9 protein-coding genes are annotated in these 14,439 nt (G+C 72.2%); 7 read left to right on the top strand and 2 right to left on the bottom strand.

The features are described 5' to 3' along the window. Nucleotides 1-101: 101 nt before the first annotated feature. The 7 genes from ACIA6C_RS03350 (at nt 102) to galE (ending at nt 10,156) form a co-directional block, all read left to right on the top strand. Nucleotides 102-881 carry a TIGR03936 family radical SAM-associated protein gene (locus tag ACIA6C_RS03350; protein ID WP_361137020.1) on the top strand — a complete coding sequence of 260 codons (780 nt, stop codon included), beginning with the start codon at nt 102-104 and terminating at the stop codon, nt 879-881. Between the two features lie 233 nt (nt 882-1,114). Next, on the top strand, nt 1,115-4,885 hold the full coding sequence (locus ACIA6C_RS03345; protein WP_399272575.1) for an Rne/Rng family ribonuclease: 3,771 nt from the start codon (nt 1,115-1,117) through the stop codon (nt 4,883-4,885). 266 nt (nt 4,886-5,151) lie between these two features. Further along, nucleotides 5,152-5,472 (top strand): 50S ribosomal protein L21, encoded by a 321-nt coding sequence (rplU, locus tag ACIA6C_RS03340; protein ID WP_030159347.1) that lies wholly within the window; start codon nt 5,152-5,154, stop codon nt 5,470-5,472. Nucleotides 5,473-5,485: 13 nt separating this feature from the next. After that, a complete protein-coding gene (gene rpmA / locus ACIA6C_RS03335; protein WP_030013081.1) occupies nt 5,486-5,740 on the top strand; it encodes a 50S ribosomal protein L27 in 255 nt (84 codons plus the stop codon). A 179-nt stretch (nt 5,741-5,919) separates the two neighbouring features. After that, nucleotides 5,920-7,365, top strand: coding sequence for a GTPase ObgE (gene obgE, locus ACIA6C_RS03330; RefSeq protein WP_399272572.1), 1,446 nt, complete (start codon nt 5,920-5,922; stop codon nt 7,363-7,365). 59 nt (nt 7,366-7,424) lie between these two features. Beyond that, nucleotides 7,425-9,062, top strand: coding sequence for a glycosyltransferase family 2 protein (locus ACIA6C_RS03325; RefSeq protein WP_399272570.1), 1,638 nt, complete (start codon nt 7,425-7,427; stop codon nt 9,060-9,062). A 92-nt stretch (nt 9,063-9,154) separates the two neighbouring features. Continuing rightward, nucleotides 9,155-10,156 (top strand): UDP-glucose 4-epimerase GalE, encoded by a 1,002-nt coding sequence (gene galE, locus ACIA6C_RS03320; RefSeq protein WP_361136943.1) that lies wholly within the window; start codon nt 9,155-9,157, stop codon nt 10,154-10,156. 73 nt (nt 10,157-10,229) lie between these two features. Here galE and ACIA6C_RS03315 read toward each other — a convergent pair whose 3' ends face one another. Both ACIA6C_RS03315 and ACIA6C_RS03310 read right to left on the bottom strand, forming a co-directional pair. Then, nucleotides 10,230-11,423, bottom strand: a complete 1,194-nt coding sequence (locus ACIA6C_RS03315; RefSeq protein WP_399272568.1) for a glycosyltransferase — start codon at nt 11,421-11,423, stop codon at nt 10,230-10,232. Continuing rightward, the gene (locus ACIA6C_RS03310) at nt 11,420-14,290 is read right to left on the bottom strand and encodes a CDP-glycerol glycerophosphotransferase family protein (protein ID WP_399272566.1); all 2,871 of its coding nucleotides are present in this window, start codon (nt 14,288-14,290) and stop codon (nt 11,420-11,422) included. Before ACIA6C_RS03310 ends, ACIA6C_RS03315 begins: the two co-directional genes overlap by 4 nt. Between the last annotated feature and the right edge of the window lie 149 nt (nt 14,291-14,439).

The following is a 14,439-nucleotide window of genomic DNA, read 5'->3' as shown; positions in this document are numbered from 1 at the left end:
GGTCGACGGACCTCAGGGCGACGCGCGAGCCGCGGAGCCCCGCACAAGGAGAAGAACCACTGGGCAAGCGACAGCCCGAAGGCCCGCCCCCCGCACCGGTGGTGCAGCGCATCCGACTGCGCTACACCAAGCGCGGACGCCTCCGGTTCACCAGCCACCGGGATTTCCAGCGCGCCTTCGAGCGGGCCCTGCGCCGCTCCGAGGTGCCCATGGCGTACTCGGCGGGCTTCACCCCCCACCCCCGGGTCTCGTACGCGAACGCCGCGCCCACCGGCACCGGCAGTGAGGCCGAGTACCTGGAGATCGCCCTCGCCGAGCCCCGCGACCCCGCGATGCTCCGCGAGCTGCTCGACGAGTCGATGCCGGTCGGGCTCGACATCGTCGACGCCGTCGAGGCCCGGACCTCCGGGCTGGCCGAACGGCTCACGGCCTCCGTGTGGGAGCTGCGCCTCGACGGCGTCGCCCTCGCGGACGCCGAGCGGGCCGTGACCGCCTTCCTCGACGCCGAGACCGTCGAGGTCCAGCGCCGCACCAAGAACGGCATGCGGACCTTCGACACCCGAAGTGCGGTGGTCAGCCTCGAAGCGCATCCCGCTCCGGGTGATAGGCCACTGGACAATGCCTGTGCGATACTGCGGCTGGTTGTTCGGCATCTGACACCTGCCGTGCGACCCGACGACGTCCTGTCCGGTCTCCACGCTGTGGCCGACCTGGCGCCGCCGGTCCCCGCAGCGGTGACCAGGCTGGCGCAGGGGCTCTTCGACGAGGAGTCCGGCACGGTGACCGACCCGCTCGCGCCCGACCGCGAGGCTGTCACGGCCGCCCCACCCACGGCCGCCGTAGCAGCCGACGCGAAGGCGCCGGAAGGTCCCGCCGCGTAAGGAACGTCATCGTCGCGCCGCCCTGGCACCCGGGAGCCAACCGGGTCGGGCAGCGCACAGACCTGAAGACTTCCGCCAGGCCGTACCGACAACGCGTACGGAACCGGCGGCCACGAACTGAGCTCCCGTGTGGCGAACGCGCCCCGGAGGCCGGCTCCGCGCCCAGCGCGTGGAGCCGTGCCGGACCGGATGTCAGCCGCGGCGCCCGGGAGCGTGACGGGAGAACCGCCCGCATGCTCGACAACGAAACCGAGAACACCAATCCCACCGCCGCCGGCAACGCCGACAGCGGGACCCCGAGTGACAGCCTGCCGCCGCGCAGGCGCCGCCGTGCCGCGTCCAGGCCCGCCGGGCCGCCCGGTGGCGCTGCCGCCGAGACCGCTCCGGCCACCGCCGCCGCGCCCGTCGCGGCTCCCGCCGAGGAGGCCGCTCCGGTCGCGGCCCCGGCCCGTGCCCGCCGCCGCGCGACCCGCGCCGTGGCCGCTCCGGCCGCCGACACCGTGGCCGAGGTGGTGGTCGAGGCTCCGGCCGCGGCCCCCGCTCCCGCGGCCGAGGAAGCGGTGCCCGCCGTGGAGGAGCCCGCTGCTGCGGCCCCGCGTGCCCGTCGTCGTGCGACCCGCGCCGTGACCGCCCCGGAGGCCCCGGCGGCCGAGGAAGCCGTGCCCGCCGTGGAGGAGCCGGTCGCCGCCAAGGCCACCGTCACCGTCGCCGACGCCGTCGACTCCCCGAAGCGCGGCGGCCGCCGCCGCGCTACCCGTTCCGCCTCCCCGGCCGCCTCCGCGCAGGCCGCACCGGCCGCCCCCGCCGCCGAGCCCGAGGCGCCCGCCGCCCCGGCCCCGGCGTCCCGTGGCGCCCGCCGCGCCGCGCGCCCCGCCGTGGCCGTGTTCCAGGCCCCGGTGTTCGCCGAGCCGATGTTCCAGACCCCGGAGACCGCAGCCATGGCCGCCGCGGCCGCTGCCGCCGCCTCCCGGGCCGAGGAAGCCGAAGAGGAGGAGGAGCCCGAGGCCGAGGTCGAAGCCGCCGCTGCTCCCGCCCCGCAGCCGGCCGGCCGTCGCCGCCGCCGTGGCCGTGGCGCCGTCGAGGCCGCCCCGGCCGCCGAGTCGGCGCCCGTCTCGCTGGCCGACGTAGAACTGCACGAGGCCGAGGACGCCGAGGCGGAGGCCGAGGCCGCCGACCTCGACGACGAGGACACCGACGGCGAGCGTCCGTCGCGTCGCCGCCGTCGCGGTGGCCGCCGCCGTCGCCGCGGTGAGGCCGCCGACCTGGACGAGTCCGCCGAGGACGAGGCCGGCACCGAGGCCGCCGAGCACGAGGCGGAAGAGGACGAGGACTCCGCCGAGGGCGAGGAGGAGGAGGGCGGCGCCCTGGGTTCCAGTTCCAGCCGTCGCCGTCGTCGCCGCCGCCGTCGCAGCGGTGACAGCGGCACGGACGTCGAGGCGGCCGAGGAGGACGGGGTCCGTACCGTCGTCAAGGTCCGCGAGCCGCGTCCGGCCCGCGAGAAGGCCGAGCCGTCCGACGAGGTGCAGTCCATCAAGGGCTCGACCCGTCTGGAGGCGAAGAAGCAGCGCCGTCGCGAGGGCCGCGAACAGGGCCGCCGCCGCGTCCCGATCATCACCGAGGCCGAGTTCCTGGCGCGCCGTGAGGCCGTCGAGCGCGTGATGGTCGTCCGCCAGTCGGGCGAGCGCACCCAGATCGGCGTCCTCGAGGACAACGTGCTCGTCGAGCACTACGTCAACAAGGAGGAAGCCACCTCGTACGTCGGCAACGTCTACCTGGGCAAGGTCCAGAACGTGCTGCCGTCGATGGAGGCCGCCTTCATCGACATCGGCAAGGGCCGCAACGCCGTCCTGTACGCCGGTGAGGTCAACTTCGAGGCGCTGGGCATGGCCAACGGCCCGCGCCGCATCGAGTCCGCCCTCAAGTCGGGCCAGTCGGTCCTGGTGCAGGTCACCAAGGACCCGATCGGTCACAAGGGCGCCCGCCTGACCAGCCAGGTCTCGCTGCCCGGCCGGTACCTTGTCTACGTGCCCGAGGGCTCGATGACCGGCATCAGCCGCAAGCTGCCCGACACCGAGCGCGCCCGCCTCAAGACCATCCTCAAGAAGATCGTCCCCGAGGACGCGGGCGTCATCGTGCGCACCGCCGCCGAGGGTGCGAGCGAGGACGAGCTGCGCCGTGACGTCGAGCGTCTGCAGGCCCAGTGGGAGGACATCCAGAAGAAGTCGAAGCAGATCACGACGTCTTCGCCGAGCCTGCTGTACGGCGAACCGGACATGACCGTCCGCGTCGTGCGCGACATCTTCAACGAGGACTTCTCGAAGGTCATCGTCAGCGGTGACCAGGCGTGGGAGACCATCCACGGCTACGTGTCCCACGTGGCGCCGGACCTCGCGGACCGGCTGTCGCGCTGGACCTCCGAGGTGGACGTCTTCGCGACGTACCGGATCGACGAGCAGCTCGCCAAGGCGCTCGACCGCAAGGTGTGGCTGCCCTCGGGCGGCTCCCTCGTGATCGACAAGACCGAGGCGATGATCGTCATCGACGTCAACACCGGCAAGTTCACCGGTCAGGGCGGCAACCTGGAGGAGACCGTCACCAGGAACAACCTGGAGGCGGCCGAGGAGATCGTGCGCCAGCTGCGGCTGCGCGACCTGGGCGGCATCGTCGTCATCGACTTCATCGACATGGTGCTGGAGTCGAACCGGGACCTGGTGCTGCGCCGCATGCTGGAGTGCCTGGGCCGTGACCGGACCAAGCACCAGGTGGCCGAGGTCACCTCGCTGGGTCTGGTGCAGATGACCCGCAAGCGGGTGGGCCAGGGTCTGCTGGAGTCCTTCTCCGAGACCTGTGTCCACTGCAACGGCCGCGGTGTGATCGTGCACATGGACGTCCCGACCTCGGCGGGCGGCGGCGGCAACGGCAAGCGCGCCAAGCGTCGTGGTGGCCGCGGTCACGAGCACGACCACGAGGTCGAGGCCGTCGGCACGGAGCTGACGATCGACGCCGACGAGTACGAGGCCGAGACGGAGGCGGAGGTCGCGGCCGAGGTCGCGGCTCCGCGCGCGCTGCCCGAGCCGGAGTTCGTCGCGGGCGAGGAGCTGTACAGCAGCCCGGCCGAGGCGGAGGCCGCCGCGGGCATCAGCGGCCGGCGCAACCGTCGCCGTGCCACCCGCAAGGCGACCGCTCCGGCGGGCGCCCCGCGCGGTGCGGCCGCCGTTCCGGCGCAGGCTCCGGCCGAGGTGGCCGCCCCGGTGACCCCGGTCATCGAGGACGAGCCGGCGCTGGAGCCGGCCGACACCGTCCTGGAGCCGGCCGCCGAGGTCGTCGCGGAGGCCGTGGAGGCCTCCGAGACGGTCGTGGCCGCGCCGGTGGAGGAGGCTCCGAAGGGCCGCACGCGTCGCCGTGCGACCCGCAAGGCCACCGCTCCGGCGGGTGCCCCGGCGGCTTCGGCCGAGCCGGAGGTCGTGGTCGAGGCCGTGGCCGAGCCCGAGCCCGCCCCCGTGGCGGAGCCGGTCGTCGAGCCCGGGTCCGCGCCGGCGCCGGTCGTCGCGCAGGCCCCGGCGGAGCCCGCGGCCGAGGCCGCTCCGGCCCGTCCGCGTCGCCGTGCGACCCGCAAGGCCACCGCCCCGGCCGGTTCCCCGGCGGGCGCGGCCGAGGCGGCCGTCCTGGTCGTGGAGACGCCGTCGGCGGAGCCGCAGGCCCCGGCCGAGGCGCCGGTGGAGGCGGAGCCGGCCGAGGAAGCCGCTCCGGTCGCCAAGAAGGCCGTCCGCAAGACGGCCGCCAAGAAGGCGACCACCACCGCGGCGAAGAAGGCCCCGGCGAAGAAGGCTCCGGCCAAGAAGGCGGCGGCCACCAAGACCGCCACCGCGAAGAAGACGGCCGCCAAGAAGGCCACCACGGCCACCACGGCGGCCAAGAAGGCCCCGGCCAAGCGGGCGACGAAGAAGACCGCGGCTGCCGAGCAGCAGACGCCGCCGTCGGTCTCGGCCCCCGCCGAAGCCTGATCGCCGTAAGCCCGGGGTCCCGCCGCTCGGCGGGGCCCGAGGCCTTGCGGGGCCGGTTTGACCCCCCGGAACCTGCCCCGTAACCTAGACCGTCGGCATGTCCTAGACGATTTGACGTCTAGTGCGCGTCGCGCTCCTGAGCACCTTCCTCCGGCCGGGCACCGCCCGCTGGAGAGGCCGCTCGTCCATTCCGGATCACCGTGGGCCCCGGCCCATGTGAGCGGCTGGCTTCAGGAGCATCCGTCCCGAGTGAGAGAGAGATCCGCGTGTACGCCATCGTGCGCAGCGGTGGTCGCCAGCACAAGGTTGCTGTTGGTGACATCGTTGAGGTTGACAAGATTTCCACTGCCAAGGTTGGCGACACGGTCGAGCTCTCGACCCTGCTCGTTGTCGACGGCGACGCCGTGACCAGCGACCCGTGGGTGCTGGCCGGGATCAAGGTCCAGGCCGAGATCGTGGACCACCACAAGGGCGCCAAGATCGACATCCTGCGCTACAAGAACAAGACCGGCTACCGCCGTCGCCAGGGTCACCGTCAGCAGTACACGGCGATCAAGGTCACCGGTATCCCCACGGCTGCGAAGTAAGAGGGACTGAGACATGGCACACAAGAAGGGCGCATCGTCCACCCGGAACGGGCGCGACTCCAATGCCCAGCGGCTCGGCGTGAAGCGCTTCGGCGGTCAGGTCGTTTCCGCCGGCGAGATCCTCGTCCGCCAGCGCGGCACCCACTTCCACCCGGGTTCGGGTGTGGGCCGTGGTGGCGACGACACGCTGTTCGCGCTGCAGGCCGGTTCGGTCGAGTTCGGCACGCACCGTGGCCGCAAGGTCGTCAACATCGTTCCGGCTGCCTGATCCAGCTCCTGCTGATCAGCGGTACGTAACTTCCCGAGGGCGGATCTCAGCTCTTCCCGGCGCGAGCCGGGAAGAGAGGTCCGCCCTCGGCGCGTTGGTCATATAGACCACGTTTAATGGGCAGTGGTAGCAATACGGACTGCCCGGGACATTTCCCGTATGTATCTGGAGGAACACCCATGACCACCTTCGTGGACCGCGTCGAGCTGCACGTCGCCGCGGGTAACGGGGGCCACGGCTGCGCCTCCGTTCACCGGGAGAAGTTCAAGCCGCTCGGCGGCCCCGACGGCGGCAACGGCGGCCGTGGCGGAGACGTCATCCTCGTGGTCGAGCAGGCGGTCACGACCCTGCTCGACTACCACCACAGCCCCCACCGCAAGGCCACCAACGGCAAGCCCGGCGAGGGCGGCAACCGCTCCGGCAAGGACGGCCAGGACCTGGTCCTGCCCGTGCCGGACGGCACCGTCGTCCTCGACAAGCAGGGCAACGTCCTCGCCGACCTCGTCGGCCAGGGCACCACGTACGTCGCCGCCGAGGGCGGCCGCGGCGGTCTCGGCAACGCCGCGCTGGCCTCCGCGCGCCGCAAGGCGCCCGGCTTCGCGCTCCTCGGCGTCCCCGGCACCACCGGCGACATCGTCCTGGAGCTCAAGACCGTCGCCGACGTGGCCCTCGTCGGCTTCCCGAGCGCCGGCAAGTCCTCGCTGATCTCGGTGCTCTCCGCCGCCAAGCCGAAGATCGCGGACTACCCCTTCACCACCCTCGTCCCGAACCTGGGCGTGGTCACGGCCGGCTCGACCGTCTACACCATCGCCGACGTCCCGGGTCTGATCCCCGGCGCCAGCCAGGGCAAGGGTCTGGGCCTGGAGTTCCTGCGCCACGTCGAGCGCTGCTCGGTGCTGGTGCACGTACTGGACACCGCCACCCTGGAGTCCGACCGCGACCCGGTGGCCGACCTCGACGTCATCGAGGAAGAGCTCAAGATCTACGGCGGCGGCCTGGAGAAGCGCCCGCGGCTCGTCGTCCTCAACAAGGTCGACATCCCCGACGGCCAGGACCTCGCGGACATGGTCCGCCCCGACCTGGAAGCCCGCGGCTACAAGGTCTTCGAGGTCTCCGCCGTCGCCCGTACGGGTCTCAAGGAGCTCTCCTACTTCCTCGCCGAGGTCGTGGCGAAGGCGCGCGCCCGCAAGCCGAAGGAGGAGGCGACCCGTATCGTCATCCGCCCGAAGGCCGTGGACGACTCCGGCTTCACCGTCAGCTACGACGAGGCCGAGGACGTCTACAACGTGCGCGGCGAGAAGCCCGAACGCTGGGTCCGCCAGACCGACTTCAACAACGACGAGGCCGTCGGCTACCTCGCCGACCGCCTCAACCGCCTCGGTGTCGAGGACGCCCTCAAGAAGGCCGGCGCCCGCGCCGGTGACGGCGTGGCCATCGGCTCCGACGAGAACGCCGTCGTCTTCGACTGGGAGCCGACGATGATGGCCGGCGCCGAGATGCTGGGCCGCCGTGGCGAGGACCACCGCATGGAGGCCCCGCGCCCGGCCACGCAGCGCCGCAAGGAGCGTGACGCCAAGCGCGGCGACTCCGCGCAGCAGGAGTACGACGAATTCCGTCCCTTCTGACCTGCCGGTGACCGGTCCTGTTGAAGTGGCCTTTACCCGGGTCGCCTAGGATCCACTGGGTGACCAGCACCAATGCCGCCACCGTTTCCGTCGTGGTGATCGCGTACAACGACGCCGGGCTCGTGGGCGAGGCCGTTACCTCGGCTCTCGCCCAGGGCCCGGTGGTCGCCGAGGTCGTCGCGGTGAACGACGCCTCCTCCGACGACACCGCCAGGGTGCTGGACGAGCTGGCCGCCCTGCACCCCCGGGTGAGGGTCCTGCACCGCACCGAGAACAGCGGCGGCTGCGGGACGCCGCGCAACGACGGGATCGCGGCCGCGACCGCCCCGTACCTCCTGTTCCTCGACAGCGACGACGTCCTGCCGCCGGGCGCGGCCGACGCCCTCGTCAGCGCCGCGCGGGAACACAAGACGCCCGTGACCGTGGGCGCGTGTGTGCGGCGCGAGCTGCCGCAGCACCACGACGTGCCGTGGGTGCCGGACCTGTACACCCCCGGCGATGTGATCGAGCGGCCCGCACAGCGGACCGAGCTGGTCCGCGACACCCTGTGCGTCAACAAGCTCTACGAGCGCGCCTTCCTGGACGAGCACGCCATCCGGTTCCCCGACGGCCGCTTCCGCTACGAGGACTTCGTCTTCACCGCCCGCGTGCTGGCCGCGGAGCCGCGCGTCGCGGTGATCGGCGACCTCGTCTACGTCTGGCACGTGCGCCGCGGCGCCGCGCAGGTGTCGATCTCCCTCGACCGCAAGGACGTCGGCAACTGGGCTTCGCGGATCGAGGCCCACCGCACCGCCTCCCGGATCCTCGCCGAATCCTCACCGGAGCTGGGCCGCGCCTGCCAGGTCAAGTTCCTGGAGTACGACCTGCGCATGTACCTGCGCGAGATCGGCCCGGACCCCGAGTACCGGGCCGCCTGGTGGACCATGACGCGGGAGTACCTGGCCGGCTTCGCCGACGCCGACATCGAGGCCGCCGGGGCGCACGCCCGCTGGATCGTACGGGTGCTGCGCGCCACCGCGACCCCGCCCGCAGACCTGGCCCGGCTCGCCCGCTTCGCCGCCGAACCCCCGCGCCTGGAGCCCCCGTACGCGACCTCCGCCGACGGGATGCCGGTGTGGAGCGAGGAACTGCCCGTCGAACTGGACCGCCTGGCGGACCTGCCGACCGGGGCGCTGCCCGTCACCGTCGACGCCCGGGCGGCCGGCGCCTCGGGGCTCCGCCTGCGGGTGCACGACCTGTACGGGCGCCTCGCCGCCGCCGGGCCGCGCACCGCCCGGCCGGTGTTCCTGCCGCGCTCGGGCGGGGAACCCGTGCGGGGGGCCGCGGTGGAGCTGCGCCCGGCCGAGGACGGCGACGGCTGGGTCTGCGACGTACCGTTCCGCCTCACCCCGCTGGCGGACGCCGGGCGGCGCCAGGGACAGCGCGGGATGCAGGCCTGGGGCGTGCAGATCGGCGTGGAATGTGCCGACGGGAGCTCCCTGAGCACCTCCCCGCGCCCCCTCGACGGCCTCCTTCGCCGACGCGCGCTGCCCAGCAGCCGGTACGGTGTTCTGCTGGCGCAGCCGTACCGCACGGCCGGCGGCTCGCTGGCGGTCCGGCTCGCGCCGGGCGCGGCGGGTGCGCTGAGCTTCGTACGCAACCGGCTCGGCAGGGCCACGGCCAGGGCGAAGGCCAAGGCCGGGCCGACGCCGGGCTGACCGGCGCGGCCGGCACGGGCGCAGGACGCGGTCCGCTCGGGCAGGGCCGGCACGGCAAGACCACAGGACAGACAGGACTCGGGAGACTAGGCATGACATTTCTGATCACCGGTGGCGCCGGATACATCGGCGCGCACGTCGTCCGCGCGATGCTGCTCGCGGGAGAGAAGGTCGTCGTCATCGACGACCTCTCCACGGGCGACGAAAGCCGTGTGCCGGAGGGCGTGCCGCTGGTGATCGGCTCGGTCCTGGACCGGCTGACGCTCGACGAGACCATCGCGCAGCACAAGATCACCGGCGTGGTGCACCTCGCGGGCAAGAAGCAGGTCGGCGAGTCCGTCGAGAAGCCGCTGTACTACTACAACGAGAACGTGCAGGGCCTGACGGTCCTGCTCCAGGCCGTGGCCGCCGCGGGGATCCGCAACTTCCTCTTCTCCTCCTCCGCCTCCGTCTACGGCATGCCGGACGTCGACCTGGTCACCGAGGACACCCCCTGCCTGCCGCTGAGCCCGTACGGCGAGACCAAGCTGGCCGGCGAATGGCTGGTCCGCGCCGCCGGGAAGGCCCATGGCATCTCCACGGCCTGCCTGCGCTACTTCAACGTGGCGGGCGCCGCGACGCCCGAGCTCGCCGACACCGGCGTCTTCAACCTCGTGCCGATGGTCTTCGAGCGCTACAGCGCCGGTGAGGGCGCGCGGATCTTCGGCGACGACTACCCGACCCCGGACGGCACCTGCATCCGCGACTACATCCACGTCGAGGACCTGGCGGACGCCCACGTAGTAGCCGCCCGCAAGCTCGCCGAGTGGGGCGCGCAGGGCCAGTACCAGGACCTCACCGTCAACATCGGCCGCGGCGAAGGCGTCTCCGTCCGCGAGATGGTCGAGCTGATGAACGCCCACACCGGGCACGACCTCGCCCCCGTGGTCACCCCGCGCCGCCCCGGAGACCCGGCGAAGGTCGTGGCCTCGGCCGACAAGATCGCCGCCGAGCTGGGCTGGAAGGCCAAGCACGACGTCCGCGAGATGATCACCTCCGCCTGGGCCGGCTGGGAGGCCAACCGCGAGGGCGCCCTCGACCACGCCGGCCGCTAGGACCCGCCCGCGTACAACGAAGCCGCCCGCCCCGGATCCGGGGCGGGCGGCTTCGTTGTACGCGGGTGAGGGGTCAGCGCTCCAGGAAGGAGAACAGCGCCTCCCAGCGGTCGGTGATCTCGGCACTGGAGTACCGGCGGACGTCGTGGAACGCGGTGTCGCCCAGCCGGTCGCGCAGGGCGCCGTCACTCATCAGCACGTCCAGGTGCCCGGCCAGCTCCATCGTGTTGCCGAGCCTGGCGAGCAGCCCGTCCTCACCGTGCCGCACGATCTCCCGCACGCCCGGCGCGCAGTCGAACGCGATGACCGGCAGGCCCGTGGCCATCGCCTCCAGCAGCGTGATGGGGAACCCCTCGGCCCGCGAGGCCTGCGCGAAGACCGAAGCCCCGCGCAGCGCGCCCAGCACGTCGTCGGTGCTGCCCATCCACCGCACGGACTCCTCGATGCCGAGTTCGGCGGCGTGCGCCCGCAGCTTCGGCTCCTCCACGCCCGCCCCGTAGATCCGCAGGACCCAGTCGGGGTGGCGCGGCGCGGCGTCCGCCCAGGCGTCGAGCAGCAGGTCCACGCCCTTCTCGAACGCGAGGCGGCCGACGCTCGCGACGACCTTCTCCGTGCGCGGCGCGGGGGAGTCCGGCATGAACGGCAGCGGGTTCGGCATGCTGTCCACGTTCTGCACGCCCGCCCGGATCCAGAGGTCCGCGTCCTCGGGCGTCAGCACGAGCAGCCGGTCGACGTCCTTGAAGAAGCGGCGCACCCGGTCGCCCCGCGAGGACTTCTGGCTCGCCTCGAAGGACTCGTGGCTCATCCCGATGACGGTGAGCCCCTTGGTGTCGGCGAGCGCCACCCACTCCATCGCCCACACCTGCGTGACGATGACCACGGCGCCCGGGCGGGCGGCGCGGAACAGGGAGTTCAGCGTCTCGGCCTTCGCCCGCATCCCCGCGCGGCGCGCGGCCTGGCGACGCCGCTCGGGGGCGTTGAGCCGGCCCTTGAGGCCGGTCAGCCGGCGCGCGGACGGGGGACGGGTCGCGTACAGCGTCGTCGTCTCGTACGGGAGGTCCGGCGGGAACTTCTGCCGCAGCTCCTCCTCGATCGGCGCGATGCCGATGACGTGCACCCGGTGGCCGCGGTCGGTGAACAGCCGGGCCATCTGGTGCGACCAGGTGGTCACACCGCCGAGCTCGTCCACGCTGTTGGAGACGAGGAAGATGTCACGGCCGTCCGGCGCGGGCGCCTCGGACGGTCCGGCGGCGGTCTGCTGGCTCACTTGCCGCTCCTGGTGAAGAACTTCTCGATGATCCGGCGGGCGGCGTCCCCGCGGTCGTACTCGCCGAACTCGGTGAGGAAGCGCTGGCGCGCCTCCGCGTACTTGGCGTCGGCCTCGTCGAAGGCGGAGACGGCCTGCATCAGCTCGTCGGCGGTGGCGACGACCGGCCCGGGAGCCTTCTCCTTGAGGTCGAAGTAGGTGCCGCGGATGTCCGTCGAGTACGCCTCGTAGTCGTAGGCGAAGAACAGCATCGGCCGGTCCAGCACCGCGTAGTCGAACATCACCGACGAATAGTCGGTGATCAGGCCGTCGGCGAGCGCCAGCAGCGGGGTGATGTCGTGGTGCCGGGAGACGTCGATCACCCGGCCCGCGACCGACGGCGGCAGCGAGACGCTGTTGAGGTAGTGCGTCCGAACCAGCAGGACGAAACGCTCGCCCAGCCGGTCCGCGAACTCCTCCACGTCGAAGGGGAAGGTGAAGTTCTCCACCGAGCCGTCGACGCCCGCCCGGAAGGTCGGCGCGTACAGCAGCACCCGCTTGTCCGGGTCGATGCCCAGCTCGGCGGCGAGCGGCCCGCGCACCCGCTCCCCGCTCTGCACCTCGGCGCGGTGCGCCTCAACCAGGGCGTCGTTGCGCGGGTAACCGGTGCGTTCCAGCACCTCGTCGCGCAGCCGGAAGCCCTTGGCGAGGGTCCGGGCGTCGTGCTCGGAGCGGATCAGGAAGTGGTCGAATCGGTCCACGGCCGCCTGGAAGCGGTCCTGTCCGGCCTTCCCCTGGGCCTTGGTGCGGGGCTCGTGGAAGCCCATCCGCTTGAGCGCGGAGCCGTGCCAGGTCTGGATGTACGTGGTGCCCGAGCGCTTGGTCAGCGCCAGCGGGAAGCCCTGGTTGTCGACCCAGAACTCGGCCTGCGCCAGCGCCCGCAGGTACGGCCAGCTCCAGCGGCGGACCAAGGTGGCCTCCTTGGGGAAGCCGGTCGGTTTGGCGCCCGCGTACGACCAGATCGCCTCGAACGGCACGCCCTGGCGCACCATCTCCTCGTAGATCGCCTTCGGGCTGTCGCTGTACTGCTTGCCCATGTGGCTCTCGAAGACGACGGTGCCCTTCTTGAGCGGCAGCTTCGAGAAGACCTCGTGGTAGACCTTCACCTTCTGCTCGCCCGAGCCGATGTTGCGGCGGGCCCGCAGCGCCTTGCGCAGGCCGCGCTTGACCACGCCCGCGGCCTTGCCGTGCATGGCGCTGTCGATCAGCGTCCGGGTGCGCTGCGCGGCGGCGCCCTCGGCGGTCAGGACGTAGGAGAGGTTGCCCTTCTTGGTCACCTCCGGCTCGAAGCGGTCGGAGACCAGCCGGGTCAGCCGGGGCCGCACGCGCAGCCGGGCCGCCGACTCCAGGTCGACCCCGCCGACCGAGACGCGGGTGGTCATCCGGTCGCCGCCGGCCGTCAGCCTGAGCCGGACGTCCCAGACGGCGTCGATGATGCCGAGCGGGCGGACGGTGCCCGCGACATCGGCGGTCGCGGTCCACTCGATCGTGTCACCGGCGTGGCGCACGGTTGTCGCCGGGAAGCTGAACGAGCGCACCCCGATCTGGCGCCGCGCGCGGAATTCGAGCGTGGCCTTGAGCTCCTGCCCCTCCGCGATGCGGCCGAGCGGGTTGACGACGCTGCCGGACAGCGTGACCGTGCCGCGCCCGTCGTCCTCGTAGGAGGTGAGGCGGTTGCCCAGGGACAGCGAGGAGAGCGGGGTCGTGTGGAAGCCCTGCTCGGTGACGTCCAGTATCCGGCGGCCCTCGGCGTCGTCGAGGTGCCGGGCACACCAGTAGACGCGGCCGTCGCGCTCGGCCAGCGGGGACGTGAGGCGGCCCTTGTTGGTCATCGCGTCGGCGGCCGGGAGCAGGTTGTCCCAGTCCTCCTTGCCGAGCAGGTAGGCGCAGATGGCCTGGAGGTGGTTGACGCTGTCGTACGCGGCCGGGTCGATGCCGGCCAGGTAGCCGTTGGCCAGGCGGGCGAACTCCTGGCGGTACGCGTCGCCCAGGAGGGGCAGGTCACGCAGGTGCAGCACCAGGTCGTGCTTGAGGAACTTGGCGTCCTTGGCGGTCTTGATGTCGGTGTGGCCCTTGGCGGCCAGCAGCTCGTCGACGCGGCGGTGGATCTCCATCCGGTGGACGAAGTTCGCGATCTCGTGGCGCCGGTTGCTGATCGACTTCGCCGCCGCCTTCTCCACCACGTTCCAGAAGTAGACGTGGTTGGGGATCAGCGTGATGCGGCGCGCGGCGACGTACGCCTGCGCGGAGAACAGCAGGTCCTCGTAGTGGATGCCGACCGGGAACTCCAGGCCCTGTTCCAGCAGGAACGCGCGCCGGTAGCACTTGTTCGTGGAGAGGGTGTCGTAGACCAGCAGGTCCGGGTACTCGGTGATCGACTCCAGCGTGCGGGTGCGCGAGTAGATCCAGGGGTACCACTCGGTGGTCTTGCCCCACCGGTTGTCCAGGTGCACGCGGACGCACATGCCCGAGACCAGGTCGGAGTCGGTCCGCTCGGCTGCGGCCACCATGTTGCGGCAGGCGTTGCGTTCCAGTACGTCGTCGCTGTCCAGGAACATGACGTAGGTGCCGGTGGCCTGCCGGACGCCGTGGTTGCGGGGCGCGCCGCAGCCGCCGCTGTTCTCCGGCAGGCGGAAGGCGCGGACCCTGCCCGGGTGCGCGGCCTCCAGTTCCTGGGCGACCGCGTAGGACCGGTCCTTGCTGCAGTCGTCCACGATCACGACTTCGACCCCGTGAAGGGTCTGGTCCAAAACCGACTGGACGGCTGTCGACAGACGCTCTGCGTCGTTATAGACGATGACGACCACGGAGACGTCAGGCACGTGCACCTCGATCCCTTTGTTCCATTCCGCCCCCGGACTCCGTCCGGGGGGACCCCCCGCCCGTCAAAGCTACCGTGTGTCACGCCCGACTCCGGCAGGCCGCCCCAGCCGTGCATACTTCTGAGGAAGAGGTGTGTGGCGGGTCCGGTCGCCGA

The organism is Streptomyces sp. NPDC051578, from assembly GCF_044454045.1.
Taxonomy (GTDB): Bacteria; Actinomycetota; Actinomycetes; order Streptomycetales; family Streptomycetaceae; genus Streptomyces.
Note: the sequence above shows the minus strand (reverse complement) of the source record. Positions and strands in the feature narration are given on the sequence as shown.

Excerpts from the sequence above, each read along its gene's own strand:
- ACIA6C_RS03345 (WP_399272575.1), top strand. The coding sequence starts at position 1,115 with ATGCTCGACAACGAAACCGAGAACACCAATCCCACCGCCGCCGGCAAC.
- galE (WP_361136943.1), top strand. The coding sequence starts at position 9,155 with ATGACATTTCTGATCACCGGTGGCGCCGGATACATCGGCGCGCACGTC.
- rpmA (WP_030013081.1), top strand. The coding sequence starts at position 5,486 with ATGGCACACAAGAAGGGCGCATCGTCCACCCGGAACGGGCGCGACTCC.
- obgE (WP_399272572.1), top strand. The coding sequence starts at position 5,920 with ATGACCACCTTCGTGGACCGCGTCGAGCTGCACGTCGCCGCGGGTAAC.